Here is a 25,582-nt window from a genome sequence, read left to right as displayed (position 1 = left end):
GCATCCCTCTTTCTCTTATTTCTTTTCTCTCACAGCGTCTCTAACAGCTGATCAATATCCTGTTTTTCCGCCAGACCAATCGAGAAAGCAGTAGCACTGCCGGCAGCTGTGCCGAGCTTCAGCGCGTAGCTGTAATCCTGCTTGGTGAGATAGCCAGCCAAGAAGCCCGCTACCATGGAATCACCGGCGCCAACGCTGTTCTGTACACTGCCCTTCGGGCAGCCGATGCGATGCACTTCTCCGTTCTCATCCAACAGCAGCGCGCCGTCTCCTGCCATAGAGACCAGAATATTTCTGCCGCCCATTTCCTGCAGCTTTCTCGCGCAGTTGGCAATTTCTTCATCTGTCTTGAGAATCGTGTTGAAGATTTCGCCCAGCTCATGATTGTTCGGCTTGATGAGGAACGGATGGTACTTGAGCACATTGACGAGCAAATCGCGCGTCGCATCCACGACAATGCGAATGTCCTTGTCCGCCAGATGCGCCATAATTTTCTCATAGGTGTCACTGGCAAGACACGATGGAATCGAACCGGACAGCACCAAGGTATCGCCCGCCTGAATCTGATCCAGCTTTTGATACAGCTGCTTCATATCCTCCTGCGTAATGTTAGGACCGATGCCGTTGATTTCCGCTTCCTGTTCCGCTTTGATTTTTACATTGATGCGGGTCATGCCTTCTGCCACATGAATGAAATCCGTGTGCAGACCGCTCGCCTGTAATCCTTTTTCCAGCCCTTCGCCGGTAAATCCAGCGACAAAGCCCAACGCTTCAGATTCCACACCCAGCGTGCGCAGCACATTGGAAACATTGATTCCTTTTCCGCCGAACTGATATTCTTCCGCTGTGTTTCTGTTAATGCCTTCCTGTTTGAGCTCTCCCTGTAAGTGAACCACATAATCAATGGCTGGATTAAAGGTTACAGTATAAATCATTCTCTGTCAATCTCCTTCACCAATGTTTTTTCCGCATATCTGACATCCGGCAGGCGGTTTGTAATGATGTTTGCCTGTCCCAAGTCACAGATACCCGCGGCACAGATCTTATTAAACTTGCTTTCATCTGCAAGAAACCAGCTTTCCAGTGACGACTGAATCGCCGCCGCCTTCAGCTCGGCTTCCTCGATGGTCGGTGTCATAAATCCGCGCTCAATGGAAATGCCGTTGGCTCCCATAAATGCTTTGGTAAAATTGTAGCGACGCAGACTGTTGAGAACAGCCGCGCCTACGATGGCTTCGGTGCGCGGCTTGACGCGTCCCGCCGGAACATACACAATGCATCCTTTTCGCGCCAAAATGCGCGTGTGCAGCAGTCCGTTTGTGACGTACACCGCTTTTTTTGCATCTCCGTCAATGGCATTGACCAAATGGATGGTACTGGTTCCGGCATCAATATACACAAAATCATCTGCTCGGATCAGCGATGCGGCGTATTGCCCCATGCGCTTCTTTTCTTCTACAAACAGAACCTCTTTTGTGTCCATATCCGGCTCATACGGGTCGTATGCTGGCTCCATGTGCATTGCCATGGCTCCGCCATATACCTTCGTCAGCTTTCCCTGACGATCCAAAACAATCAGATCACGCCGAATGGTCGATTCACTGATGTGCAGCTGTTCGGCCAGCTCCTGCACACTGGCGGATCGTTGTTTATGTAAAATATCCAAAATCATCTGGTGTCTGGTTTCAGCGATCATGTCAATTCCCTCTCTGTGACATCAATTATAACATTTTCAACATTCAATTTCAATCATTGTCATTCAATTTTGTGCACTTTTTTGACCGACTTTGGAAATCTGAACTTTTTCACGCAGTTATAGTCATATTTTTAACAATTTTCATAAAATCATTTGAAAAAAGTTGCACAAAAGCATAGACATCTTTTTCTTTCAATCGGTGCGTTTGCGCAAATTAATGCAAAGTTTTTCAAAAGTGGGCACAAAAAAGAGGACACACCGTGTGTGCCCCCGTTTTGTGCTCGTGCAGTTTTTATTTCATTCTCTCCACGCGCAGGCGAACCGAATCGCGGTGTGCCGGAAGACCTTCGATATTTGCAAAGTTCATCGTCGGCTGTGCCAGATTCAGGCAGCCCTGCTTGTTGACAAACTGATGGAACGGCGTCTTGATGAACGTGCCGACCCACACGCCGTTGGAATAGCGCGCGGTTCCCATCGTCGGCAGGGTGTGGTTCGGGCCGGACACAAAGTCACCGAATGCGACCGGCGCATAATGTCCGACAAACAGAGAGCCGTAATGGCGCATTTGCTGCGCAACTTCGCGCTCGTTGTCGGTCTCAATCTCTAAATGCTCCGGTGCAATCTCATTTGCCAAATCAATGGCTTCCTGCATGGAATCCGCCAGATATATCGCACCGTTGTCCTTCCAAGACTGGCGGCATACATCTTCTGTGTTCAGGGTGGTAATCAAACGATCCATTTTCTTCATGGTCTCGTCAATGGTTGCCCGATCGGTGCAGACGAGAATCGCCTTGGAGTTCGGGTCATGCTCTGCCTGTGCCAGCAAGTCAATCGCCAAAAATTCCGGATCTGCGGTGTGATCAGCGACAATCAGTACTTCACTCGGGCCTGCCAGACTGTCAATGCCGACATCGCCCAGCACTTGACGCTTTGCCTCCGTGACAAACTTGTTGCCCGGGCCGACAATCAAATCCACCTTCTTGATGCTCTGCGTGCCGTAAGCAAAGGCTGCGACTGCCTGTGCGCCGCCCATGCAATAAATTTCATCCGCACCGGCAATATCCATCGCAACCAGAACAGCCGGATGAATCGTGCCATAACCAGCGTATGCCGGAGAGCAGGCGCAAACCTCCTGCACACCGGCTGCCTTTGCAGTCACAATGCCCATCAGCGCGGAGCTCGGCAGCGGATGACGGCCAGCCGGTACATAACAGCCGCAACGATCTACCGGAATCATGCGATGACCGATTTCTACGCCCTCTACGCGGCTCGGAATGTTCAGATCCTTCAGGCACTCACGCTGCTTTTCTGCAAAGAAGCGAATCTGTCCCGCCGCAAATCGAATGGTCTCGATGGTTTCCTCATCAACCTGCTCGTAGGCAGCCTTGACCTGCTCCGGAGAAATGCGCACGGTGTCAATATCCATGTGGTCAAATTTTGCCGCGTATTCAATCAGCGCCTTGTCACCGTTGGTCTGCACATTTTCAATAATGTCCATGACGGTATGTGTCAAGGCAGCATCTCTCTGATAGGTCTTTTTCTCTGCCTGCTTTAAAATTTTCATAGTCGGAATGCCTCCTGAACCTGTATGTCAAAAAATACTTTTATGCATGAAAGTATCTTTATTATAGACGATTCTAAGCGAAAAAAAAAGTACCCGTATCAAACTTTTCCAATCTCACGTGCAAAATCAAAAGATTGCACAAAAAAGCACGCGGGAACGCGTGCTTTTTGCATTTGTTCTGTTTCTTATCGCTTCTTATACAACACCAATTCCGGATTTACTCCATCCTTTTCATACGTGCACACAAGCAGAAAATCCATGCCGGCAATCACGCCGAAACAGCCTGTCTTGTCACAAATACTTTTTCCGCCAGTGCATCCTGCGACAAGCCGTTTTTGATGCGAAGTTGATAGAGTACCTCTTTGGTGTCCATAGAAAGCACCTCCTTATACCTATAGTATAACCGGCGGCCGGTTTCGCAGCAAGCAACTGGCTGTTGCATATTTCTGGTACAAGCTCTAGAAAAACAATCTGTACATCATTTTCTCTTATTTTTTGTCGCTTCAAAGCTCATGTCGAGCAGCATTTTTATGGTATCATTCGGTACACTGCCATCCAGTGCGATGGTAATCCAATGCTCTTTACTCATGTGATACGCCGGAAAAATCCCATCTCGCTCCCACAGAGAAGGAACTAAAATCTTATCGCATTTAACATTTACCACAGACATGGTATCATTGCCCGAAATACTCAATTTACTCTTAGGAATATCCATCGCCAGAGCAAACCATTTTTTATTGTTTTCATGGCGAAATACTTCGTGACTAGGATATTTCACCCAAGGATAATCGATTTGAGCTACATATGTTTCTTGTATATATTGTTCTAATTCTTTGCGATTCATATTTCTAATGTTTCCTTACTTCTTCAACTCTTGCGAGTTTCCAAAGCGCTCTTGTTGAGGCGTGCCCGCCCCAAACCTTGCTTGGAACGCGTGCGACAAACTGGAAGTTAATGATCTTCTGAATCTAATCCAAGTTCTTTTAACTCTTTTTCGTTTTGGATATCTTCATCGGTTTTCTTTCCAGTGATAGCACTATAGGCTTCTTTGATGCCATTTTTCACTGCCCATTTGATAACGAAATACAGCGCAATCAAAATAACAATTGCGGTTCCTCCGCTTATGCCTAATTCATTCCACATAATTTAATCCTCTAAATTCTGATTTGTTGAGCTGAGTATACCATACTCTCCAATGAAAGAATACCCATTCAAGAGAACTTGGCTGTTTTACTGCGTACTCTTTTGTCATGGAGTTTTTGACAAACAAAAAAGCACTCCGTTTGGAGTGCTTTTCATGGTGGAAGTTACAGGGCTCGAACCTGTGACCCTCTGCTTGTAAGGCAGATGCTCTCCCAGCTGAGCTAAACTTCCGAGCTGGTTTGCTGTTCTCTTGAGAACGATATTTATTATACATGGTCTTTTCCAATTTGTCAACAAAAATTTTATGTTTTTTTCAAAAACAAGGAAGAAGTCTCCTTCTTCCTTGTTTTCGTCTGGTTATCGCTGATTTTGCCGCTGAATGGCATCGGCAATCTGCCGATTTACCTGATCCACTTCCTCTCGGAATGCCCGCGCAGAAACGCGCTGTGCACCGTGCGAGAAAATAATAATCTGCTCAATGCCGTCGGACGTTGCCACGCGCACATTGCGGCGGCCGCTGATTTCGTAGGAGACCTTCTCAATGAACATATCTGCGGTCTCTGCCTCTTTGGTGTACACCACATGGATGTTGTGATAGCTGTCAATCATGCCGGCTCTTCCCGGCACGCGGTACGCATCGAACACCAGAATCAATTCACAGCGGCGGTATGCCTGATAATTGCACAGCATATCCATCAGCACCTGCCGCGCCGCATCCATATTGTCCCTAGCGATTTCGTTCAAATCATCCCATGAGAAAATAATGTTATAGCCATCGACCAGCAGATAATCGCGCGCCGGTTCCAACTGACGCAAAACCTCGCGCGGCTGGTCATACCGCATGGCTTTTTGTGACCGGAACGCTCTGGGCTGTATGGTGCCGTATGTCCGTTCAAAAATCTTCTTGAGTTCTTTGTCCAATTGTGCCGAGCTGCTGTAAGCCGCCTTCACCGGGCGAGAAATCACCTGTTCTTCTTGTTTTTTCTCTCCCGCTGGCTGATAGGTCAGCGGCAAATGCATATGCTGTTCGACTTCATTCCACTTGACCGGATAGCCTGCTCCGTGCGAGCAAAAGACCGAATCCGGCGTGTGTTCCAAGTCCGCTTCCGGCTGATATCCCGCTTGTTCAATCACCTGTTCCGCCTCGTGGCAAGGACGATAGCCGTCCACCGTCAGCGAAAGGCGTCCTGTTCCGCGCGTATAGGCAACGACCTCCATCGGATAATCCCGCATGGAAGAAACCGGCGCCGTGCCCGTCAAAACAGAATACGTTCCGTCCGTCTCCGGCGGATCAAACGTGCCGCCGCGCGCCGGAATGTCCGTCATGGCGCGTCCGATAAATTCCTGCGGCACCTCTAGCCGAAAGGCATACCACGGTTCCAGCAGCATGGACTGCGCCTTCATCAAGCCCTGCCGAATGGCACGGTAGGTTGCCTGCCGGAAATCACCGCCCTCTGTGTGCTTGGCATGCGCCTTGCCGGACAACAGTGTTATCCGCATATCGGTAATTGGTGAACCGGTCAGCACGCCCAAATGTTCGCGCTCTGCCAGATGCGTCAAAATCAGACGCTGCCAATTGCGATCCAGCTTGTCCTCACTGCAAACCGTATCAAATTCCAAGCCTGCGCCGCGCTCCAACGGTTCCAGCAGCAAATGCACCTCTGCATAATGGCGCAGCGGTTCAAAATGTCCCACACCCTCGACAGGTTCTGTAATCGTCTCTTTGTATACAACATGACCTTCTCCAAACGAGACATCAAGTCCAAAGCGTTCCGCTATCATGCTCTTGAGAATTTCCAGCTGAATTTCACCCATGAGCTGAATATGAATCTCCTGCAGGCGTTCATTCCATATAATATGCAGCTGCGGGTCTTCTTCTTCCAGCTGTTTGATACTGCGCAGTGTAGACGGGACGTCTGTGCCCTCCGGCAAAATCAGCTGATACGTCAGCACCGGTGACAAAACCGGCTCGATAGAAACCGGTTCTAATCCCAGCGCATCGCCGGGCTGGGTGCGTTTCAGTCCCGTCACGGCGCACACGCTGCCCGCCGGTACGCTGTCCGTCATCTGATATTTTTCACCGGAATACAGACGAATCTGATCTACTTTATCTTCCCAGACATCCTCTTCCTGTACAGAAAGCCCTGCATTGGTCAGCACGGTTTTGACCTTCAGGCCGCCGCCCGTAATTTTCATCCATGTCAGGCGATTGCCCTGCGGGTCGCGGGAAATCTTATATACTTTCGCGCCAAATTCCTTCGGATACACCGGATCGACGGTGTATGCTTGGATGCCATCCAAAAATTCTTCCACGCCTTCCAACTTGAGCGCAGAGCCGAAAAAACAAGGAAATATCTGCCGATGCACAACAGCATGGCGCAATTGTTCCTGTGTCAGTACGCCTTCTTCCAAAAACGCTTCCATCAGCGATTCATCACACATAGCTGCTTCTTCATCGCGCTGGGCGGCATCTCGGTCAAACGAAAAATCAACGCAGCTGTCACTCAACCGGCTTTTGAGCTGTGCCAGCACAGTGTCATAGTCTGCGGTATCCAAATCCATTTTATTGATAAACACAAATGTCGGGATGCGATACTGCTCCAGCAGCTTCCACAACGTTTCCGTGTGTCCCTGCACGCCCGCGCTGCCGCTGATGACCAAAATCGCATAGTCCAGCACCTGCAGCGTTCGCTCCATCTCTGTGGAGAAATCCACATGTCCCGGCGTATCCAGAAGCATAAGCCGCATGTGCTCCCGCTCTAAAATCGCCTGTTTGGAGAAAATCGTAATGCCGCGCTCTCGTTCCAAATGATAAGTATCCAAAAAGGCGTCCTGATGATCGACACGCCCTAATTTTTTCAAGTTGCCGCTGACATACAGCATGGCTTCGGAAAGAGTCGTCTTTCCCGCATCAACATGCGCCAACAGACCGGCGCAAATACATTTTTTCTGTTTTGTTTCTGATAAGCTCAACTTGGCTCCTCCCTTCGCCGCAATGGCATTATTATATCACAACCGCTCGATAAAGTCGATTTTCTCTTTTATGACGTACCATCCATATAAGAAAACTGCTGCACAAAAGATTGTGCAGCAGCTCTTATCAAACATACAGATATATCAATTACTCTCCCAGATGCCAGATGTCGCGATTGTACTCGGCAATGGTGCGGTCGGAGGAGAACATTCCCGCTTTGGCAATGTTCACCAGACATTTGCGCCGCCAGCCCAGTGGATCGCAGGCGTAATCGCTGAGCGCCTGTCCCTTGCGCACGACGTATGCATTGAAGTCCGGCAGCGTCTGGAACCAATCTTTGCGAATCAGTTCATCGTGCAGGCGAGTCAGATTTTCAGCTCGTCCAGCAGCCATCATTTCCGGACCAGTGAGGAATCCGATGGCGCGGCGGATGTTGGCATCGCCCTCTACCCACTGTGCGGGGTTGTAATCGCCAACCGCATAGCGATGGATGACCTGATCGGAGGTCTGACCAAAGATATAAATATTTTCTTCACCCACCTGCTGGCTGATTTCCACATTGGCGCCGTCCATCGTGCCCAGTGTCAGTGCGCCGTTCAGCATGAACTTCATGTTGCCAGTACCGGAAGCTTCCTTGGACGCAAGGCTGATCTGTTCCGACAGGTCACAGGCAGGGATGAGCTTCTCGGCGGCGGTGACGTTGTAATTCTCTATACATACCACCTGCAGCCACTTAGACACCTCCGGATCTGCGGCGATTACCTTAGACAGGGTCAGCAGGGCATGGATGATATCCTTTGCAATCGTATAAGCCGGTGCCGCCTTGGCACCGAAGATGCTCACCAGCGGAACAGCAGGCAGATGTCCTGCCTTGATCTCATGGTATTGATGGATGAGATACAACAGATTGAGCTGCTGACGCTTATACTCGTGCAGGCGCTTGGACTGGATATCGAACACCGCATTGGTGTTGACGCTCACCTTCTGGGTATGCAGCAGCCAATCCGCCAGCGCTTCCTTATTGGCTTTCTTCACGGCGGTCAGCTCGTTCAGCACGGTCTCATCATCGGCAAAAGCCAGCAGCTTTTCCAGCTCGGCTGCGTCCTTGCGGAAACCGGAGCCGATGCGCTTTTCCAGCTCGGTTGTCAGGCGCGGGTCGCACGCCAGCAGCCAGCGGCGGAACGTGATGCCGTTGGTCTTGTTGTTGAACTTTTCCGGATACAGCGCATAGAAGCCGTGCAGCTCGGAGTTTTTCAAAATCTCGGTGTGCAGTGCCGCCACACCGTTGGTGGAATGGGTAAAGTGAATATCCATATGCGCCATATGCACCCGATTCTCCCTGTCAATGATGGCAAGGCTTTCGTCCTCGGTGCGGGTTCGAGCCAGCGCGTCCAGCTTTTCAATAATAGGCATCAGCTGCGGCACAACGGCATCCAAATACGCACGAGGCCACTTTTCCAGTGCTTCGGCCAGAATGGTGTGGTTGGTATATGCGCAGGTCTTTGTGACAATCTCCACAGCTTCTTCAAATGCAACCCCGCGTTCACCCAGCAAACGGATAAGCTCCGGAATGACCATGCTTGGGTGGGTGTCGTTGATCTGGATGGCAGCATAGTCTGCCAGATCATGATACTTGCAGCCGCGGGCAGCGCACTCCGCCAAAATCAGCTGCGCACCGGCGGAAACCATCAGATACTGCTGGTATACCCGCAGACGGTGGCCCGCTTCATCCGAATCATCCGGATACAGGAACAGGGTCAGATTTTTGTCAATGGCGGTCTTGTCAAACGCAATGCCGTCATGGACGATGCTCTCGTCGATGGTATCCAAGTCAAACAGATTCAGCGTGTTGGTGCGGCCTTCATAGCCGGTGACAGCCAGCTTGTACAGCCGCGCCGTGTACTCCTTGCCTGCCAGCTGCACTGGATAGGTGATGTCGGTCTTTTCTGCCCAGCTGTGCTCGGTGAGCCAAGGATCCGGCTTTTCGTTCTGCACACCGTCCTCAAAAGACTGGTGGAACAGGCCAAAGTGGTATCGCAGTCCCACGCCGTCACCTGGCAGTCCCAGCGTTGCCAGCGAATCCAAAAAGCAGGCAGCCAGACGACCCAAACCGCCGTTGCCGAGAGAAGGTTCCGGCTCTACCTCTTCGATGTCCGAAAGACACTTTCCGGCAGCTGCCAGTGCATCCCGCGCTTCATCGTACAGCCCCAGATTGATGAGATTATTAGACAGCAGCTTGCCGATCAGAAATTCAGCGCTGATATAGTACAGCTTGCGGCCGGTGACAGGCTGCACGCGGTCGGCGCTCTTGCGCCGGACAAGTTCCAGCAGCGCCAAATACAGCTCCTGATTTGTGCAGTGCGCCAGCGGCTTTCCCGTGAGATTCTGTAACGTTTCAGTAAAGTTCATAAACAAATCCTCCTTCGGTATGGAAAACAGGTTTGACATCTATGTTTCAAAATATACCATCGAGAACCGGCAAAATCTTGCCTTAACAGCGCAAACTATGGTACAATCCTATCATCAGGAGGTGAGACGATGCGAAATCAGACTTCTTTGCAGGAAACCAAACAGCATGGCGCTGTACGGTTCCCGTTCAATCTGTATCCCTGCACCATTCCGGGGGACTTCCCGCAAGTGGCACTTCACTGGCACGAAAGCATGGAGCTTGTCTTTGTCAAGCGCGGCACTGGGCTGATACAGGTGGGTGCTGTGACCTATCCAGCCTGTCAGGAGGATATTTTCATCTTTGCTCCGGGGACGCTGCATGCGCTGCGGCAGGCAGAGAGCCGGAGCATGGAATACGAAAATATTATCTTTGAGCTGGAGCTTTTGGGCGGCGCAGAGGATATTTGCGCCGAGAAATACCTGCTCCCGATCCAAAGCGGGCGATTGTCTCTGCCTGCCCGTCTGACCGCCAACGATTTGTGCTATTCGCAAGCCGCCGCCTGCCTGCGGGAAATAGAAGATGCCAACCGTTCCAAGATCTCCGGCTATGAGCTTATCATCAAAGGAGCACTGCTGCGTTTTCTGGCGCTGCTTCTTGCACAGGGAAAACAGCAGCTCCCAACAGAAACCGCCGACACCCGCCGGCTGAAAACCGTTCTGCAATGGCTTTCCGCACAGTATGCCGAACAGCTTCATGTTGCTGATGCCGCTGCCGTCTGCTCGTTCAGTGCCAGCCACTTTATGCGGTGGTTCCGGCAAATGACCGGTCAGAGCTTTATTTCGTTCCTGAAAGAGTACCGTCTAAACGCCGCTGCCGAAGCGCTGCACACCACAGACGAACCCGTGTTAACCATTGCTTCCCAGTGCGGATTTGAAAATCTCTCCTATTTTAATCGGTCATTTAAGGCACATTTTGGCATGACCCCGCGCGAATACCGAAAAAAATAAATCAAAAGCGACCGTCTCGCATCTCCATGTAAGAGAGCGAACGGCCGCTTTGCTTTTTTTCAGATTTCCGGCGGCGGGCAGCAGCTTTCCCGCAGGATGAGCCGATGCGGTACGATGATCTTGGTTGCCAGAAGATTTGGATTTTCAATATGGTTGATGGTCTGGCTGGCGGCTTCCATGCCCAGCTGATAAGGATTCACGTCCACGGTGGTCAGCTGCGGGCTGGTAATGCGCGAAAACAGCGAATTATTAAAGGACACAATGGAAATGTCTTGGGGGATGCGCAGACCCAGCTTGCCGCACAACTGTTCCAGCACCACGGCCAGAATGTCATCGCTGACCAACACGGCAGTGGGATGATCCGGCGCGGTGAGAAGCGTTCGCAGCGCGCTTTCATCCGCATCGTTCAGCGCGTCGATTTCCACGCAGTCCTCTTCACGCAGCGTGATCCCGTGCTTGAGCAGAGACATCTGGCAGCCGCGTTTGCGCTCCGCAGAGAAAATCATGGCATTGCTGACTCCGAAATATGCAATGCGGCGGTGCCCCATTTCATAAAGGTAATCCGCGGCTTCCTCTCCGGCAAGCACGTTGTCGTTGTCGATATAAATGGTCTGGTTTGCCGACTGCGCCGCCTTGCCCACGATGACATGCAGCAAGCCCTCCCTGCGCAGATAAGCCGCCACGGGGCAGTCTTTTTTGGAGTAAAGCAGGATGAATCCATCCACCTGTGCATTGGCCACCATGCTTTGAATGGTATCCAGCACTTCGGCATCGTCTTGACCGGTGATGACCGTATTCACATACTGCCGCTGGTTGCAAAACTGTCCGATGCCGCGGATAATCTCCAAATGGAACGCATTTTCGTAGACGTCCCGCTGAGAAGACGGCAAAATAATACCGATGGTCTTGGAAAACGCCTCCACCGGTTCGGTTTCAAGGTTCGGCTGATAGCCCAGCTGTGCCATGACGCGGCGCACCCGTTCCTTGGTTTCCCGACTGATGGAAGGGCTGTCCTTGCAGGTGCGCGAGACTGTGGAAGGCGAAACGCCAGCCGCTGCCGCGACATCTTTGATGGTAACTGCCATAATCTGTTCCTCCCTGATTGATTACCCCTATTGTAAAGATGTCTGCACGCAATGTCAATGTTTGCGAAAGGATTTGCATAATTCATGCAACATCATTTTCGCGTCCCCTTGACGATTTCCACAAAGAATCGCGCATTTAGTTGTATAAAACATAGAAAAATTATTTTTATGTCGGAAACACCTTGTAAAAATTGTAAAATTGAATTATTATTGTTGCACAAGGAAACGCAAACGTAGTGCAACGATTGCACGAAACAATGCAAAGAGAGGATTCAAGGAGGAAAATTATGACAACGACGACATTTTCGACTGTCGTGGCGGCACCCTTCAACGGAAAACTTGTTCCGCTGAGCGAAGTTCCGGATGAAACTTTTGCCAGCGGCGTTCTGGGTGAAGGTATCGCCATCGAGCCGTCTGACGGTCTGTTTTGCAGCCCTGTGGATGGCACCGTGGCAATGATTGCGGAAACCAAGCACGCCATTGGCTTTGCGGCAGACAGCGGACTGGAGGTTCTGGTTCATGTAGGTTTGGAAACGGTCAGCCTGAATGGCGAGGGTTTTGAGATTCTCGTCAAAGCGGGAGATCCAGTCAAACAGGGTCAGCCCGTGGCAAAAGTGGATCTCGACTTGATTCGCAGCCGCGGCCTGAAAACCATCACTTCCATCGTTTTGACTGGCGGTGCAGATGATATGCAGCTGCACTGTGCAAAAGGTACCGCAAAGGCAGGCAAGACGCAGATGATAACCCTTACAGAAAAAGAACAGGCTGTTGAGGCATCGAAAGCAGCTCCTGCCGGCGAAGAAGCCAATGCAAAGAAGTCCAAGAAAAAGGGATTCATCAATTTCGATCTTCTGCAAAAACTGGGCAAAGTGCTCATGACGGTCATCGCCGTTATGCCTGCTGCCGGTCTCATGATCAGCTTGGGTAAGCTGGTACAGATGTGCGGTGCCGACATGGCAGCGGTCATGACCATCGGTACCACCATGGAAAACATTGGCTGGGCAGTTATCAACAATCTGCACATCCTGTTTGCAGTTGCCATCGGCGGCAGCTGGGCAAAGGAGCGCGCCGGCGGCGCATTTGCAGCTGTGCTGGCATTTGCACTCATCAATGTGATTACCGGCAATATTTTCGGTGTCACCAGCGCGATGCTGGCAGACCCCAATGCCATGACCCACACCCTGTTCGGACAAGAAATCGCCGTCAGCGGCTATTTCACCTCTATACTGGGTGCTCCAGCTCTAAACATGGGCGTGTTCGTTGGCATCATCTCAGGTTTTGTCGGCGGTGTAGCTTACAATAAATACTACAACTTCCGCAAGCTGCCAGACGCACTGTCCTTCTTCAACGGCAAGCGCTTTGTTCCTATGGTGGTCATCGCTTATTCCGTGATCATCTCCATTGTACTTTCCCTGTTCTGGCCTGTTGTTCAGACCGGCATCAATAATTTCGGTATCTGGATTGCCAATTCTTCTGACACGTCTCCGATTCTGGCTCCGTTCATCTATGGTACGTTGGAACGTCTGCTGCTGCCGTTCGGCCTGCATCACATGCTGACCATCCCAATGAACTACACCTCTTTCGGCGGCACATATACAATTGCCACCGGCGTGAACGCAGGCTCTCAGGTATTTGGTCAGGACCCGCTGTGGCTGGCATGGGTCAACGACCTCATCAACTTCAAGAAGGCCGGCGACATGACCGCTTACACCAATCTGCTCACAACTGTTACTCCTGCCCGCTTCAAGGTTGGCCAGATGATCGGTGCTACCGGTCTGCTGCTGGGTATCGCACTGGCAATGTACCGCCGTGTAGATGCCGACAAGCGTGCAAAGTATAAGTCCATGTTCATCTCCACCGCACTGGCTGTATTCCTCACCGGCGTTACCGAGCCACTGGAATTCATGTTCATGTTCTGCGCACTGCCGCTGTACATCGTGTACGCACTGCTGCAGGGCTGTGCTTTCGCTATGGCTGGTGTCATCCACCTGCGCCTGCACTCCTTCGGTAATTTGGAATTTATCACTCGTATCCCGATGTCTCTGCAGGCAGGTCTGTTCGGTGATATTATCAATTTTGTGATTTGTGTTGCTGCATTCTTTGCAATCGGCTACTTTGTGGCTTACTTCATGATTGGCAAGCTCAAGCTGGCAACACCGGGCCGTCTGGGCAATTACACCGATGACAACGCGGACGATTCTGCTGCAAACACCGATTCCAACAAAAATTCCGACAAGAACTCCGGCAATAGTCAGGCTGAGCGCATCATTGCTCTGCTGGGCGGCCGCGAGAACATCGTGCTGGTAGATGCCTGCATGACCCGTCTGCGCGTCACCGTAAAAGACCCATCCAAGGTTGCGGATCTCGCTGCATGGAAGGGCGAGGGCGCTCTGAGCCTGATGGTCAAGGGCGACGGCATTCAGGCCGTGTATGGTCCTAAGGCAGACGTGCTGAAATCCGACATCAACGATATTCTGTAAAAAGCCATGAAACTGCTGACATTAAATACCCACAGCCTCATTGAGCCGGATTATGAAGCCAAGCGGGAAATTTTTGTAAACGTTATCGCAAACGAACAGCCGGATGTGTTCGCCTTGCAGGAAGTAAACCAGACGGTTTCTGCGCCACAGCTTGAGAACATACCGACAGGTTATTTCCCCTGTCCCTGCAATCAGGTGCCGCTGAAGGCAGATAACCACGCCGCTGCGGTGGCGCGGATGCTGGAAGAGCGCGGCGTACAGTATCATTGGAGCTGGGTTCCGGCAAAAATCGGTTATGACAAATACGATGAGGGCATGGCTGTGTTCAGCCGTGCCCCCATCACCGCCGCTGAAAATCTGCTGCTGAGCAAATCCAACGACTATACCTATTGGAAAACCCGCCGTGCGCTGGGCATCTGTACACAAGATGTTTGGTATTACACGGTCCACCTAGGCTGGTGGAAGGACGAAGAAGATCCGTTCCGCGCCCAGTGGGAAAACCTGTCACAGGCAGCGGGTTCCAAAAAACAGGCGTTTTTGCTCGGTGACTTCAACAGCGAAGCGGCAGTACGCGGAGAAGGTTACGATTTGATTGTCCGCGACGGCTGGCAGGATACCTACTGTCTGGCGCAAAAGCGGGATGACGGCTATACGGTCACGCAGGCCATTGATGGCTGGAGAGATGCTCCGAATGCCGCAGCTAAAAAGCGTATCGACCAGATTTGGTGCTTTCAAGCACTGCCGGTCAAAAGCAGTCGGGTTGTGTTCAACGGAGCACAAGAACCGCAGGTGTCCGATCACGCGGGCATTCTCATTGAGTTGTAAAGGAAGGTAAAGAAAAATGCAGAGAAGTGCAGGTATTTTATTGCCCGTCAGCAGTTTGCCGTCCCCCTACGGCATCGGTTGTTTTTCACAAGAAGCATATAACTTTGTGGACTGGCTGAAAGAGGCCGGACAGACCTACTGGCAGATTTTGCCGCTGGGTACGACCAGCTACGGCGACAGTCCGTATCAGAGCTTTTCCGCTTTTGCGGGCAATCCGTATTTTATCAGCTTGGACGCACTGGTGGAAGAAGGCGTGCTGACCGCCGCCGAGTGCAAAAAAACAAACTTTGGCCGCAAAGCAGACGACATTAATTACCATCGTCTGTACACAGAACGAGGCCGTTTGCTGCGGCTGGCTTATTCCCGCAGCAACATCAGTCAAAACGAAGACTTCATCGCCTTCTGCGAGAAAAACAAGTGGTGGCTGGATGATTTTGCCCTGTTCATGGCGGTCAAAGACCGATTTGGCGGCAAGCCGTGGACGGAATGGGCGGAGGATATCCGCCTGCGCTGGCAAAATGCCCTCGACTATTATCATCAGGAACTATACTTTGATGTGGAATATTACAAGTACATCCAATTCAAGTTTGATGAGCAATGGCGCAAATTAAAAGCATATGCCAACAGCAAGGGCATTCAGATTATCGGCGATATTCCCATCTATGTGGCGCTGGATTCCGCGGATGCATGGGCAAATCCCGACTTGTTCCAGCTGGACGAAAAGAACGTTCCCACAGCGGTAGCCGGCGTCCCGCCAGATGGATTTTCCGCCACTGGTCAGCTCTGGGGCAATCCGCTCTACCGCTGGGAAGTGCACCGCGACACCGGTTATCAGTGGTGGATCACCCGCCTGTGGTACTGCTTTGAGCTGTATGATGTGGTACGCATCGACCACTTCCGCGGTTTTGACGAGTATTTTTCTGTCCCCTATGGCAGTGATACCGCTGCGGCCGGTCACTGGGAGAAAGGCCCCGGCATGGAGCTGTTCCATGCCGTAGAGCATGCACTTGGCAAGCGGAATATCATCGCGGAGGATCTCGGCTACATGAGTGATTCCGTGCGTCAGCTGGTGCGTGACAGCGGCTTTGCCGGCATTAAAGTTCTGGAATTTGCCTTTGATTCCCGCGACACCGGCAGTGCCAGCGACTACCTGCCCCACAATTACCCTGTGAACAGCGTCGCATATACCGGCACACATGACAACGAGACACTGGTATCGTGGTACCAGACCATCACCTCTGCCGAACGCACCATGGTACGGGACTATCTGTATGACTACGCCACCCCAGAAGATCAGCTCTATAAAAGTATGATCGCGCTGGTCTTGCGGAGCGCAGCGGCAACCTGCATCATCCCCATGCAGGATTGGCTGGGACTGGATAATTCCGCTCGCATCAACAAGCCTTCTACATTGGGCAAAAACTGGCGCTGGCGGCTGAAAAAGACCCAGCTGACCAAAAAGCTTCAAAAAGAAATCTGCCAGATGACCACCCGCTATGGTCGGAGAAATTGGGACTAAAAACGAACAAATCCCATGTCTGAGCTGCAATGGCTTGGACATGGGATTTGTTTCTATATGTGATTGTATCTCTCTTTCTTCTCTGCATATCATGGCAAAAAAATAACGGACAACCTTTTTGGTTATCCGTTACTGTTTGGAGGTGCCACCCAGAATCGAACTGGGGATCAAGGAGTTGCAGTCCACTGCCTTACCGCTTGGCTATGGCACCGTATGGAGCGGATGACGAGGCTCGAACTCGCTACCTCCACCTTGGCAAGGTGGCGCTCTACCAGATGAGCTACATCCGCATATTGTTGGTGCCTCCGGGCGGAATCGAACCACCGACACGGGGATTTTCAGTCCCCTGCTCTACCGACTGAGCTACAGAGGCAAGTTGTCTTTTCTGTCAGACGACGATATTTATTATATCATCTAAGCCCCTGTTTGTCAAGAACTTTTTTCCATTTCAGAAAACTTTTTTCGTTCCACCGTCCGAAGACGATGGAAACGAGTTAAAGTTTACTGGCGACCCGGATCGGGCTCGAACCGACGACCTCCAGCGTGACAGGCTGGCGTTCTAACCAACTGAACTACCGGGCCAGGTGGTGGAAGTTACAGGGCTCGAACCTGTGACCCTCTGCTTGTAAGGCAGATGCTCTCCCAGCTGAGCTAAACTTCCGTACCGTCCAGCGACTATTATAGTATACTCACTGGATGCGGTTTTGTCAACACTTTTTTCAAAGTTTTTTTGATTTTTTTCAAAATTCTTTTTTCTCTGTCAAAACGTGCTGTTTTTCGCGGTTATCAGCCGTTATTCTCCTCTTTCGCCGTCGCAGCCTCCAGCATCACAGCAATGTCGTCGCGGGTCATCTTATAGACCTTGTCGCAGAACTGACAAGTTACTTCAATGCCTTCCTCCTCATCACGCAGGCGCGTCAGCTCGTCCTTGCCCAAGCTGATGAGCGCGCGGGTGACCTTGGCGTGATTGCAGCCGCAGCGATAGGTAACCGGTGCTTCTTCCAAAAACTCGACCTCAAAGCCGTCCAGCACGGCATGGGCAATGTCCTCCAACGACATGCCGCTCTCCAGCATCGCGGTCATTGCGCCAGCTTTGGCAATGTTGTTCTCCAGACGGGTGATGTCCTCGTCTGTCGCGCCCGGCATGAGCTGGACGATATAGCCGCCCGCCTGCTTGACATGCTGGTCGGTGTCCACCAAAACGCCCAGTGCAACCGCAGACGGCACCTGTTCGCTCTCCGCGAAATACTTGGTGATGTCCTCGGCAATTTCGCCGTTGTGCAGAGCTGTCGTGCCGGTAAACGGCTCACCGACACCAATGTCCTTGATAACCATCAGATAGCCGCGGCCGACACCGGAGCCAACGTCCAGATGGCCGTTCGGCAGCAGCGGCAGCTCCGCAGCAGGATTCTGCAAATAGCCGCGCACACAGCCGTCACAGTCGCCGATGGTGGTAATGGCGCCAAGCGGGCCGTTGCCCTTGATCTGAATGGTCACAGAGCCGTTCTTGTCCTTCAGCTCTCTGCCCATCATAGAAGCCGCAGACAGCGTTCTGCCCAGCGCAGCGGTTGCCAGCGGCAGCGTTTTGTGAATCTGGCGCGCGCGCTCAACGGTTTCCGTTGTGCACACCGCGGTAAACTTGATCTCCGCATTGCGGCAAATCGCACGAATCAATCTATCACTCATATTTTATCGTCTCCTCATGATTTATTCCGGTTTTCTTGCCAAGAAGAAAATGCGTTCTTCCTTCTCCTTCGGCGGCTCGTCCGACAGCTCACCGCGCAGTTCGATGTCTGTAAAGCCCGCCTGCTGTAACATATCCGTCAGCTCCGCATTGTCGTACACGCGCTCGATGTGGTGTTCTTCATAGCGGTTCCATGCGCCATCCTCGTTGAGCTCAAAGATGTCAAAGTGATACTGGCACAGATTTTCTTCCAGCATGCACTGCCAGACGCAGAACACATCCTCATCCTCGCGGACAAAGCTCTGTCCGTCAATGCGCTCCAACTTGCTGCGGGTGTTGACGTCAAATAAAAACAGTCCGCCCGGCTTGAGATATGTATAGACGCGCTTCATTGCCTCGCGCAGCATATCCGGATCTTCTACATAATTGACGGAATCCAAGCAGCACACGCAGGCATCTATCCCGCCGTACAGCTCCAATTCCTGCATCGGCTGATGCAGAAGCAAAACCGGCTTGTCCGGATTGGCATCCATGCAGTTTTCCTGTGCAATCATCAGCATATCTTCCGACTGATCGACACCAATCATATCATAGCCGCGCTGTGCCAAGATGCTGGTCAGCGAGCCGGTACCACACGCCAAATCCAAAATCACAGACGGCTTGACGTGCTTTTGTTCAAAAATCCGCTCAAAAAAATCCGCCCACCGTTCGTATGGCACGTCATCGGTGAAGCGGTCATAGTATTCCGAGAGCAGTCCGTACTCTGAATATTCACTCATCTGTATCGTTTCCCTTTGCTTGCTTCATGCGATCCAGTGCCGTGCGGTAGCCGTCCGAACCATACGTCAAGCACTTGTTGACGCGGCTGATGGTTGCCGTAGACGCACCGGTCTCCTTTGCGATATCACTGTAAATGCGTCCCTCATCCAGCATAGCAGCGACCTGAAAGCGCTGTTCCATGGCACGCAGTTCGCTGATGGTGCAGAGATCCTCAAAAAAGTTGCTGCACTCCTCCAGCGTGTTCAGATGCAGGATTGCCTGAAACAGACTATCCATGGATTTTCCCCTGAGTTTGTTGTTCATCCATTTCGCCTCCCTCACTAACAGCTATATTGTAACATGTTAACGTGTGAAAGTAAACAGGAAATTCTGCGGAAAAAGCAAAGAAGAACGCCCCGACCTATCGGAGCGTCCTCAAGATTTATGTGTTACTTTGCCTGTTCGATTGCCTTCTGTGCGTCTTGCAGTGTCCACTTGGTGCCGTCCCAAGCAACACAGGTACCGTCCGCTTGGACTTCATACGCGCCCTGCATAGCACCGGTGACGCGATACGTGTTATCTTCGCCGGACGCTGTCAGGAACAGCAGGTATTCCTTACCCTGTTCCAGCTTGGCATCCTCTGTGCTCGCTTGGTCATCGTCCTGCACGCGCACAGTCACCGTATCGGCATCTGTCTGCCCGCGGAGCGTCTGTTCCATGCGAACCGTGTTGTCAACATAGCTGCTCGCATCGCCGCCGGTTTCCGGTTTCACTTGGAATGTGTCGGAGACCTCCGAAACCGTGCCTTTGATTATCAGGCTGGACTGTGCAATCAGTTCGTCCTGTGAGAGTGCCGGAACAAGGCTTCCGCTGGCGCCCTGCTCCGCAGAGCCTGCGGACGATTTCGGTTGTGTCGTCTGGGTGTCTCCGCAGCCTGCCATCAGGCTTCCTGCCAGCACAGCAGCTGCCAGACACGCGGCAATATGGGATTTCTTCATGTACATCCCTCCTTTTGCGCTCAGTTTACCACAACAAACCCGTTTTCGTCAATATAAACAAAAAACAGTTAATGTTTCAGAAATTTTTTATCAAAATCGTGATTGCACATTGCTCATCTTTCCGTTACATCTCCTCAGTCTGCACCGAAAAGGCAGAAACAAGCGATTTCAAAAAAGCAGACGCATATGCTGCGTCTGCTTTCTATCCGCGAAAGTTTTCTTATTCCATGCTGTCCAGCGTCTTGCTGAGCAGCTGGTTAATCATCTTCGGATTGCCCTTGCCCTTGGAGGCCTTCATGCACTGACCAACAAGGAAGCCAATGGCGTTCTTCTTGCCCTTCTTATAGTCTGCAACAGACTTCGGATTGGCAGCGAGAACCTCGTCAACCAGCTTCTGAATTGCACCCTCATCGGATACCTGCTTCAGACCCAGCTTGTCAACGATGGTGTCAACCGAATCATCGGTCTCAAACAGCTGAACCAGAACCTTCTTGCCGGCGTTGCCGGAAATGGTGTTCTTCTCAATCAGCTCAATCATGTCAACCAGCTTCTGCGCGGTCAGCTTGGTGTCCTTCAGCTCCAGATTCTTGTCGTTCAGATACTTGGAGATGTCAGACAGAATCCAGTTTGCGATGTTCTTGGCATCGACACGCTGCATGTTCACGCCCTCATCCAGCAGGCACGCCTTGTCAAAGGAATCCGCCAGAATGCGCGCTTCCTTCGGCTGCAAGCCGATTTCTTCCATGTAGCGGTTGTAGCGAGACTGCGGCAGCTCCGGAATCTCCGAGCGAATCTGCTCCAGCCATTCATCGCTGATTTCTACGGCTACCAGATCCGGATCCGGGAAATAGCGATAATCCTGCGCATCCTCCTTGGAACGCATGACCATGTTCTTTCCTCGGGAATCGTCCCAACGGCGGGTCTCCTGCGTAATCGTGCCGCCCTCAGACACAACGTCAATCTGGCGATTTACTTCATACTCAATGGCACGCTCTGCCGCAGAGAACGAGTTGATGTTCTTCATCTCGACACGAGTGCCCAGCGTCTCGGAGCCTTCCGGACGAATCGACACGTTGACATCACAACGAATCGAGCCTTCCTCCATGCGGCAGTCGCAAATTTGCAGATAAGACAGGGTCGTCTTGACGGTCTCCAAGAATGCCTTTGCCTCTGCTGCGGAATGAATGTCCGGACGCGTTACCATCTCGATCAGCGGTACGCCGCAGCGATTGAAGTCAACAACCGTGCCCTCGCCCTCATCGTGCAGTAGCTTGCCTGCGTCTTCCTCAAAGTGAATGCGCTCAAAGCGAACGCGCTTCGGCTCGCCGTTTACTTCAAAATCAACATAGCCGTTTTCGCAAATCGGCACATCGAACTGCGAAATCTGGTATGCCTTCGGCAGATCCGGATAGAAATAGTTCTTGCGGTCAGACTTGCACAGCTGGTTTACCGTACAATGGGTAGCCAGACCCATCTTTGCCGCATAATGCACGACCTGCTTGTTCAGAACCGGCAGAGCACCCGGCTGACCCGTGCAAACCGGGCAAACATGGGTGTTAATCTCTGCGCCGAATGCCGTGCTGCATCCACAGAAAATCTTGGTCTTTGTAGAAAGCTCGGCATGGACTTCCAAACCGATGACTGCTTCATAATTCATGATACGATTCCTCCCTTACAGTGCCACGATGTTGGACAGACCGGACGCCTTCTCATAGGCAAGACCGGCATTGATGAGCTTCTGCTCGCCAAAGCGCGGACCAATCAGCTGCATGCCAATCGGCAGCTTGTTCGCATCGAAGCCACACGGCTGTACCATTGCCGGAAGACCTGCGATGTTGACGGAAACCGTGCAAATATCGCCCATGTACATCTGCAGCGGATCAGAGGTCTTTTCTCCAATCTTGTATGCGGTGGTCGGTGCTACCGGCGTCATAATGACGTCTACCTGCTCGAATGCCTTGTTGTAGTCGGCACGGATGGCGCGCTGTGCGGCACGTGCCTTCTTGTAGTACGCATCATAGTAGCCGGAGGACAGCACGTAAGTGCCCAGCATGATGCGGCGCTGTACTTCCTGACCAAATGCTTCACTTCTCGACTTGACGTACAGATCAATGATGCCGTCAAACTTTTCTGCGCGATAGCCGTACTTGACACCGTCAAATCGTGCCAGATTGGACGAAGCCTCTGCGGAGGACAGAATGTAATAAATCGGCAGGGCATACTTGGACAGCGGCAGAGAAATCTCTACGACTTCTGCGCCCAGCTGCTTATAGGTCTCTGCGGCAGCCAGAACCGCCTTGCTGACCTCTTCCGAGATGCCTTCACCAAAATATTCCTTCGGCAGACCAATCTTCATGCCCTTGATGTCCGCATTCATGCCGGCGTGCAGGCTGTCATATTCGCGCGGATAGCTGGTGGAATCCATCTTGTCATAGCCGCGCAGCACGTCTGTCAGCAGTGCGGCGTCCTCTACGCTGCGGGCGAACGGGCCGATCTGATCCAAAGAAGATGCAAATGCAACCAGACCGTAACGGGAAACCGTGCCGTAAGTCGGCTTGAGACCAACAACGCCGCAGAAGGATGCCGGCTGACGGATGGAGCCGCCGGTATCAGAACCCAGTGCGATGGAAACTTCACCGGCTGCGACAGAAGCTGCTGCGCCGCCGGAAGAGCCGCCGGTTACACGCTCCAGATTGTGCGGATTGTGCGTCTTTTGCAGCGCAGAATTCTCACAGGAAGAGCCCATTGCAAACTCGTCCAGATTGGTCTTGCCCGTCATGACCAGACCGGCATCGTGCAGGCGGTTCATCACCGTTGCATTGTATGGCGGCTGGAAGTTTTCCAGCATACGGGAAGCACAGGTGGTGCGAATGCCCTTGGTGCAGATGTTATCCTTTACGGACACCGGCACACCTGCCAGCGGAGCCAGCTCCTCGCCTGCGGCGCGCTTGGCGTCAATCGCTGCTGCCGTCTCCAGTGCGTGCTCCTCGGTCAGCGTGATGTATGCGCCGACTTTGTCCTCTACAGCGGCAGTTCTTGCAAACGCAGCCTTGGTCAGCTCTACCGAGCTGACTTCTTTATTTTTCAGCATTGCCGAGAGCTCGGCTGCTGTCTTCTGATACAATTCCATGGTATTGCCTCCCTTATTCTACGACACGCGGTACGCTGACGCCGCCGCATGCCACGCTCGGTGCATTCGCAAGGATTTCTTCCTTGTCGTAAGACGGAACGACTTCATCCTCGCGCATGGCGTTCTTGCGCTCGGTATCAATGCAATCGGTGATGTCGCCCAGATCCAGCTCCTGCAGCTGGTCTACCATGGCAACGATTTCCTGCATATCCTCAGCGATTTTGTCAAAGCCCTTGCCCTTTGGGTCAAGACGCGCCAGATTGGCGATATATTCGACATTTTCTCTCGTAATAGCCATTATTCTTTGTCCTCCTGTATCAAATCTTGAAATTCCTGCTCGGTGAGCACCGGAATGCCAAGTTCATTCGCTTTTTTCAGCTTGCTGCCCGCGTTCTCGCCCGCGACGACAAACGTTGTCTTCTTGGAGACCGAGCCAGATGCGCGGCCGCCCAGCTGTTCGATGCGTTCGGTCGCCTGCTTGCGCGTAAACAGCGTCAATGTGCCGGTCAGTACAATCGTTTTTCCCGCCAGCTTGTCGCTCTTGACGAGCTGTTCGCCTTGGAAATTGACGCCTGCTTCCCGCAACCGTTCCACGAGATGCTTGGACTGTTCCTGTCCGCGCCATTCCTCTATCGACTGTACAATTGCGCCGCCGATGTCTCGAATATCGGTCAATTGCTGCTCTGTCGCACCAAGCACCGCATCCAGCGAGCCAAATGTCGCAGACAGCGTTTTCGCCGCTTTTTGTCCGATATGACGAATGCCAAGCGCAAACAACAGCCGAGACAAATCATTGCTTTTGGATTTCTCAATCGCCGCAATGAGATTCTCCGCGGATTTTTTTCCCATGCGTTCCAGCGGCTCGATTTGTTCTTCTCTCAGCGTATATAAATCTGCGGCGGAATGCACGAGTCCGGCATCAATCAACGACTGCAAAACAGCCTGTCCGCAGCCGTCAATGTCCATCGCATCGCGCGACACAAAATGCATGAGATTGCGCAGCAGCTGTGCCGGACATTCTGCGCCGGTGCAGCGAATCGCCGCTTCATCTTCGTCCTCAAAGACCGGTGCGCCGCACACCGGACAGACCTTTGGCATTTCATACGGCACGGTGTTTTCCGGCCGCTTTTCCGGCACATAACCGAGAATTTCCGGTATAATCTCGCCTGCTTTGCGCACGCGAACGGTATCGCCAATACGGATATCTTTCTCCCGAATAAAATCGCGGTTGTGCAAGGTCGCGCGGCTGACAGTTGTGCCCGCCAGCTGTACCGGATCCAGCACGGCATTTGGCGTCAGCACGCCGGTTCTGCCGACAGTGATAATAATATCGCGCAAAATCGTTTCTCTGACTTCCGGCGGATACTTATACGCGGACGCCCAGCGCGGATATTTTGCCGTTGAGCCGAGTGCACGGCGCAGGGCAAAGTCATTGACCTTGACAACCGCACCGTCAATATCAAAATCCAATTCGCCGCGCGTGTCACCCATGTGCTGAATTTCGTGTTTAATATCTTTCGGATCCGTATACACCGGATAGCGCGGAGAAACCGGAAACCCGAGCTGTTTCAAATAATCCAGCGCCTGCACATGCGATTTCAGCGGCAAATCATCACTATTCTGAATGTTAAAGCAGAAAATGGACAGCTTTCTCTCTTTGGTCACATTGCTGTCCAGCTGCCGCAGCGAGCCGGCTGCCGCATTGCGCGGATTGGCAAGCAGCGGTTTGCCCTCCAGCTCACGCTGAGCATTGATGGCGTCAAACACCGAGCGGCGCATATACACCTCGCCGCGCACAACCAATGTTTCTGGCGCACCGTGCAGGACTTTGGGAATGTCCGCAATCGTGCGCAAATTGTCCGTGACATCCTCACCTGTGATGCCGTCACCGCGCGTCGCGCCGCGCACAAAGATGCCATTTTCGTATTCCAGTGAAACGGACAGGCCGTCAATTTTGTACTCCACCACGTATTCCGGCGCACGGGCGCGGGTATAAAACTCCTGCAGTTCATCAAACGAGAACACATCCTGCAAGCTTTCCAGCGGCCACGGGTGCGTCACTGCGGTAAATTTGTCTGAGACGCTGCCGCCCACGCGATGGGTCGGAGAGTCCGGCTCATCCACCTCCGGATATTCCGCCTCCAGCGTCTCCAGCGCACGCAGCATACGGTCATATGCAAAGTCTGAAATTTCCGGCGCATCCTCATCATAATATTTTTTATTGTGATAACGCAGGGCTTCGCGCAAAGCCGCTGCCTGCTGTGCGATATTCACTGCCATCCATCCCTTCCTAAACAATCATATCTATTATAGCAAAAATATCCGTGCA

The 25,582-nt window shown here is 52.1% G+C and carries 21 protein-coding genes and 6 tRNA genes; 4 read left to right on the top strand and 23 right to left on the bottom strand.

Going from position 1 to position 25,582, the window contains the following annotated elements:
• Nucleotides 1-29 precede the first annotated feature (29 nt).
• The 9 genes from pfkB to KQI75_RS10965 all read right to left on the bottom strand — a co-directional run bounded on the left by pfkB (nt 30) and on the right by KQI75_RS10965 (nt 9,786).
• Entirely contained in the window at nt 30-935 is a 906-nt protein-coding gene (gene pfkB / locus KQI75_RS11005; protein WP_216470847.1) for a 1-phosphofructokinase, read from the bottom strand.
• Entirely contained in the window at nt 932-1,696 is a 765-nt protein-coding gene (locus tag KQI75_RS11000) for a DeoR/GlpR family DNA-binding transcription regulator (RefSeq protein WP_216470846.1), read from the bottom strand. Before KQI75_RS11000 ends, pfkB begins: the two co-directional genes overlap by 4 nt.
• Nucleotides 1,697-1,988: 292 nt before the next feature.
• Complete coding sequence (gene hisD, locus KQI75_RS10995; RefSeq protein WP_216470845.1) at nt 1,989-3,260, bottom strand: histidinol dehydrogenase; 1,272 nt, start codon at nt 3,258-3,260, stop codon at nt 1,989-1,991.
• 268 nt (nt 3,261-3,528) lie between these two features.
• Nucleotides 3,529-3,633 carry a helix-turn-helix domain-containing protein gene (locus tag KQI75_RS10990; protein WP_246566621.1) on the bottom strand — a complete coding sequence of 35 codons (105 nt, stop codon included), beginning with the start codon at nt 3,631-3,633 and terminating at the stop codon, nt 3,529-3,531.
• 105 nt (nt 3,634-3,738) lie between these two features.
• Nucleotides 3,739-4,104, bottom strand: coding sequence for an MmcQ/YjbR family DNA-binding protein (locus KQI75_RS10985; protein ID WP_216470844.1), 366 nt, complete (start codon nt 4,102-4,104; stop codon nt 3,739-3,741).
• Nucleotides 4,105-4,211: 107 nt separating this feature from the next.
• Nucleotides 4,212-4,403 (bottom strand): DUF6019 family protein, encoded by a 192-nt coding sequence (locus tag KQI75_RS10980; RefSeq protein ID WP_216470843.1) that lies wholly within the window; start codon nt 4,401-4,403, stop codon nt 4,212-4,214.
• Between the two features lie 155 nt (nt 4,404-4,558).
• Nucleotides 4,559-4,634 (bottom strand) — tRNA-Val (locus KQI75_RS10975).
• A gap of 126 nt (nt 4,635-4,760) precedes the next feature.
• Nucleotides 4,761-7,376, bottom strand: a complete 2,616-nt coding sequence (locus KQI75_RS10970) for a translation factor GTPase family protein (RefSeq protein WP_246566620.1) — start codon at nt 7,374-7,376, stop codon at nt 4,761-4,763.
• Nucleotides 7,377-7,524: 148 nt separating this feature from the next.
• Nucleotides 7,525-9,786 (bottom strand): glycogen/starch/alpha-glucan phosphorylase, encoded by a 2,262-nt coding sequence (locus KQI75_RS10965; RefSeq protein ID WP_216470842.1) that lies wholly within the window; start codon nt 9,784-9,786, stop codon nt 7,525-7,527.
• 129 nt (nt 9,787-9,915) lie between these two features.
• Between KQI75_RS10965 and KQI75_RS10960 the strand changes: the two genes are divergently transcribed.
• Nucleotides 9,916-10,773, top strand: coding sequence for an AraC family transcriptional regulator (locus KQI75_RS10960; protein ID WP_216470841.1), 858 nt, complete (start codon nt 9,916-9,918; stop codon nt 10,771-10,773).
• A 59-nt stretch (nt 10,774-10,832) separates the two neighbouring features.
• Here the strand turns inward: KQI75_RS10960 and KQI75_RS10955 are convergent, their stop codons facing one another.
• On the bottom strand, nt 10,833-11,858 hold the full coding sequence (locus tag KQI75_RS10955) for a LacI family DNA-binding transcriptional regulator (protein WP_216470840.1): 1,026 nt from the start codon (nt 11,856-11,858) through the stop codon (nt 10,833-10,835).
• A 287-nt stretch (nt 11,859-12,145) separates the two neighbouring features.
• Here KQI75_RS10955 and KQI75_RS10950 point away from each other — a divergent pair, with 287 nt between their 5' ends.
• Genes KQI75_RS10950 through malQ form a run of 3 tightly spaced genes read left to right on the top strand, consistent with a single transcriptional unit; the run spans nt 12,146 to nt 16,682 of the window.
• Nucleotides 12,146-14,338: a PTS transporter subunit IIBC gene (locus KQI75_RS10950; RefSeq protein ID WP_216470839.1), complete on the top strand. Its 2,193-nt coding sequence runs from the start codon at nt 12,146-12,148 to the stop codon at nt 14,336-14,338.
• 6 nt (nt 14,339-14,344) lie between these two features.
• Nucleotides 14,345-15,163 carry an endonuclease/exonuclease/phosphatase family protein gene (locus KQI75_RS10945; protein ID WP_216470838.1) on the top strand — a complete coding sequence of 273 codons (819 nt, stop codon included), beginning with the start codon at nt 14,345-14,347 and terminating at the stop codon, nt 15,161-15,163.
• Nucleotides 15,164-15,179: 16 nt separating this feature from the next.
• Nucleotides 15,180-16,682, top strand: a complete 1,503-nt coding sequence (gene malQ, locus KQI75_RS10940) for a 4-alpha-glucanotransferase (protein WP_216470837.1) — start codon at nt 15,180-15,182, stop codon at nt 16,680-16,682.
• Nucleotides 16,683-16,819: 137 nt separating this feature from the next.
• Here the strand turns inward: malQ and KQI75_RS10935 are convergent.
• From KQI75_RS10935 to ligA, 13 genes are all read right to left on the bottom strand, one after another.
• Nucleotides 16,820-16,893 (bottom strand) — tRNA-Cys (locus KQI75_RS10935).
• 3 nt (nt 16,894-16,896) lie between these two features.
• A tRNA-Gly gene (locus KQI75_RS10930) sits at nt 16,897-16,972 on the bottom strand.
• Between the two features lie 7 nt (nt 16,973-16,979).
• Nucleotides 16,980-17,055: transfer RNA gene (locus KQI75_RS10925), tRNA-Phe, on the bottom strand.
• Between the two features lie 132 nt (nt 17,056-17,187).
• Nucleotides 17,188-17,264 (bottom strand) — tRNA-Asp (locus KQI75_RS10920).
• 3 nt (nt 17,265-17,267) lie between these two features.
• Nucleotides 17,268-17,343, bottom strand: a tRNA-Val gene (locus tag KQI75_RS10915).
• Between the two features lie 125 nt (nt 17,344-17,468).
• The gene (gene hslO, locus KQI75_RS10910; protein WP_216470836.1) at nt 17,469-18,368 is read right to left on the bottom strand and encodes an Hsp33 family molecular chaperone HslO; all 900 of its coding nucleotides are present in this window, start codon (nt 18,366-18,368) and stop codon (nt 17,469-17,471) included.
• Between the two features lie 21 nt (nt 18,369-18,389).
• Nucleotides 18,390-19,145: a class I SAM-dependent DNA methyltransferase gene (locus tag KQI75_RS10905; RefSeq protein ID WP_216470835.1), complete on the bottom strand. Its 756-nt coding sequence runs from the start codon at nt 19,143-19,145 to the stop codon at nt 18,390-18,392.
• Nucleotides 19,138-19,449, bottom strand: coding sequence for a YerC/YecD family TrpR-related protein (locus KQI75_RS10900; protein ID WP_216470834.1), 312 nt, complete (start codon nt 19,447-19,449; stop codon nt 19,138-19,140). The genes KQI75_RS10905 and KQI75_RS10900 overlap by 8 nt, the downstream gene beginning before the upstream one ends.
• Nucleotides 19,450-19,574: 125 nt before the next feature.
• The gene (locus KQI75_RS10895; protein WP_216470833.1) at nt 19,575-20,123 is read right to left on the bottom strand and encodes a hypothetical protein; all 549 of its coding nucleotides are present in this window, start codon (nt 20,121-20,123) and stop codon (nt 19,575-19,577) included.
• 220 nt (nt 20,124-20,343) lie between these two features.
• Complete coding sequence (gatB, locus tag KQI75_RS10890; protein ID WP_216470832.1) at nt 20,344-21,780, bottom strand: Asp-tRNA(Asn)/Glu-tRNA(Gln) amidotransferase subunit GatB; 1,437 nt, start codon at nt 21,778-21,780, stop codon at nt 20,344-20,346.
• A gap of 15 nt (nt 21,781-21,795) precedes the next feature.
• Nucleotides 21,796-23,253, bottom strand: a complete 1,458-nt coding sequence (gatA, locus tag KQI75_RS10885; RefSeq protein WP_216470831.1) for an Asp-tRNA(Asn)/Glu-tRNA(Gln) amidotransferase subunit GatA — start codon at nt 23,251-23,253, stop codon at nt 21,796-21,798.
• A 13-nt stretch (nt 23,254-23,266) separates the two neighbouring features.
• Nucleotides 23,267-23,551: an Asp-tRNA(Asn)/Glu-tRNA(Gln) amidotransferase subunit GatC gene (gene gatC, locus KQI75_RS10880; RefSeq protein ID WP_216470830.1), complete on the bottom strand. Its 285-nt coding sequence runs from the start codon at nt 23,549-23,551 to the stop codon at nt 23,267-23,269.
• The gene (gene ligA / locus KQI75_RS10875) at nt 23,551-25,527 is read right to left on the bottom strand and encodes an NAD-dependent DNA ligase LigA (protein WP_216470952.1); all 1,977 of its coding nucleotides are present in this window, start codon (nt 25,525-25,527) and stop codon (nt 23,551-23,553) included. The genes gatC and ligA overlap by 1 nt, the downstream gene beginning before the upstream one ends.
• Between the last annotated feature and the right edge of the window lie 55 nt (nt 25,528-25,582).

Source organism: Butyricicoccus intestinisimiae, from assembly GCF_018918345.1.
Taxonomy (GTDB): Bacteria; Bacillota; Clostridia; order Oscillospirales; family Butyricicoccaceae; genus Butyricicoccus_A; species Butyricicoccus_A intestinisimiae.
The sequence above is the reverse complement of the archived record's forward strand: the minus strand, read 5'-3'. Positions and strand labels throughout refer to the sequence as shown.

Coding starts and splice junctions, on each gene's coding strand:
- pfkB (WP_216470847.1), bottom strand. CDS start 935: ATGATTTATACTGTAACCTTTAATCCAGCCATTGATTATGTGGTTCAC.
- KQI75_RS11000 (WP_216470846.1), bottom strand. CDS start 1,696: ATGATCGCTGAAACCAGACACCAGATGATTTTGGATATTTTACATAAA.
- hisD (WP_216470845.1), bottom strand. CDS start 3,260: ATGAAAATTTTAAAGCAGGCAGAGAAAAAGACCTATCAGAGAGATGCT.
- KQI75_RS10990 (WP_246566621.1), bottom strand. CDS start 3,633: ATGGACACCAAAGAGGTACTCTATCAACTTCGCATCAAAAACGGCTTG.
- KQI75_RS10985 (WP_216470844.1), bottom strand. CDS start 4,104: ATGAATCGCAAAGAATTAGAACAATATATACAAGAAACATATGTAGCT.
- KQI75_RS10980 (WP_216470843.1), bottom strand. CDS start 4,403: ATGTGGAATGAATTAGGCATAAGCGGAGGAACCGCAATTGTTATTTTG.
- KQI75_RS10965 (WP_216470842.1), bottom strand. CDS start 9,786: ATGAACTTTACTGAAACGTTACAGAATCTCACGGGAAAGCCGCTGGCG.
- KQI75_RS10960 (WP_216470841.1), top strand. CDS start 9,916: ATGCGAAATCAGACTTCTTTGCAGGAAACCAAACAGCATGGCGCTGTA.
- KQI75_RS10955 (WP_216470840.1), bottom strand. CDS start 11,858: ATGGCAGTTACCATCAAAGATGTCGCGGCAGCGGCTGGCGTTTCGCCT.
- KQI75_RS10950 (WP_216470839.1), top strand. CDS start 12,146: ATGACAACGACGACATTTTCGACTGTCGTGGCGGCACCCTTCAACGGA.
- KQI75_RS10945 (WP_216470838.1), top strand. CDS start 14,345: ATGAAACTGCTGACATTAAATACCCACAGCCTCATTGAGCCGGATTAT.
- malQ (WP_216470837.1), top strand. CDS start 15,180: ATGCAGAGAAGTGCAGGTATTTTATTGCCCGTCAGCAGTTTGCCGTCC.
- hslO (WP_216470836.1), bottom strand. CDS start 18,368: ATGAGTGATAGATTGATTCGTGCGATTTGCCGCAATGCGGAGATCAAG.
- KQI75_RS10905 (WP_216470835.1), bottom strand. CDS start 19,145: ATGAGTGAATATTCAGAGTACGGACTGCTCTCGGAATACTATGACCGC.
- KQI75_RS10900 (WP_216470834.1), bottom strand. CDS start 19,449: ATGAACAACAAACTCAGGGGAAAATCCATGGATAGTCTGTTTCAGGCA.
- KQI75_RS10895 (WP_216470833.1), bottom strand. CDS start 20,123: ATGAAGAAATCCCATATTGCCGCGTGTCTGGCAGCTGCTGTGCTGGCA.
- gatB (WP_216470832.1), bottom strand. CDS start 21,780: ATGAATTATGAAGCAGTCATCGGTTTGGAAGTCCATGCCGAGCTTTCT.
- gatA (WP_216470831.1), bottom strand. CDS start 23,253: ATGGAATTGTATCAGAAGACAGCAGCCGAGCTCTCGGCAATGCTGAAA.
- gatC (WP_216470830.1), bottom strand. CDS start 23,551: ATGGCTATTACGAGAGAAAATGTCGAATATATCGCCAATCTGGCGCGT.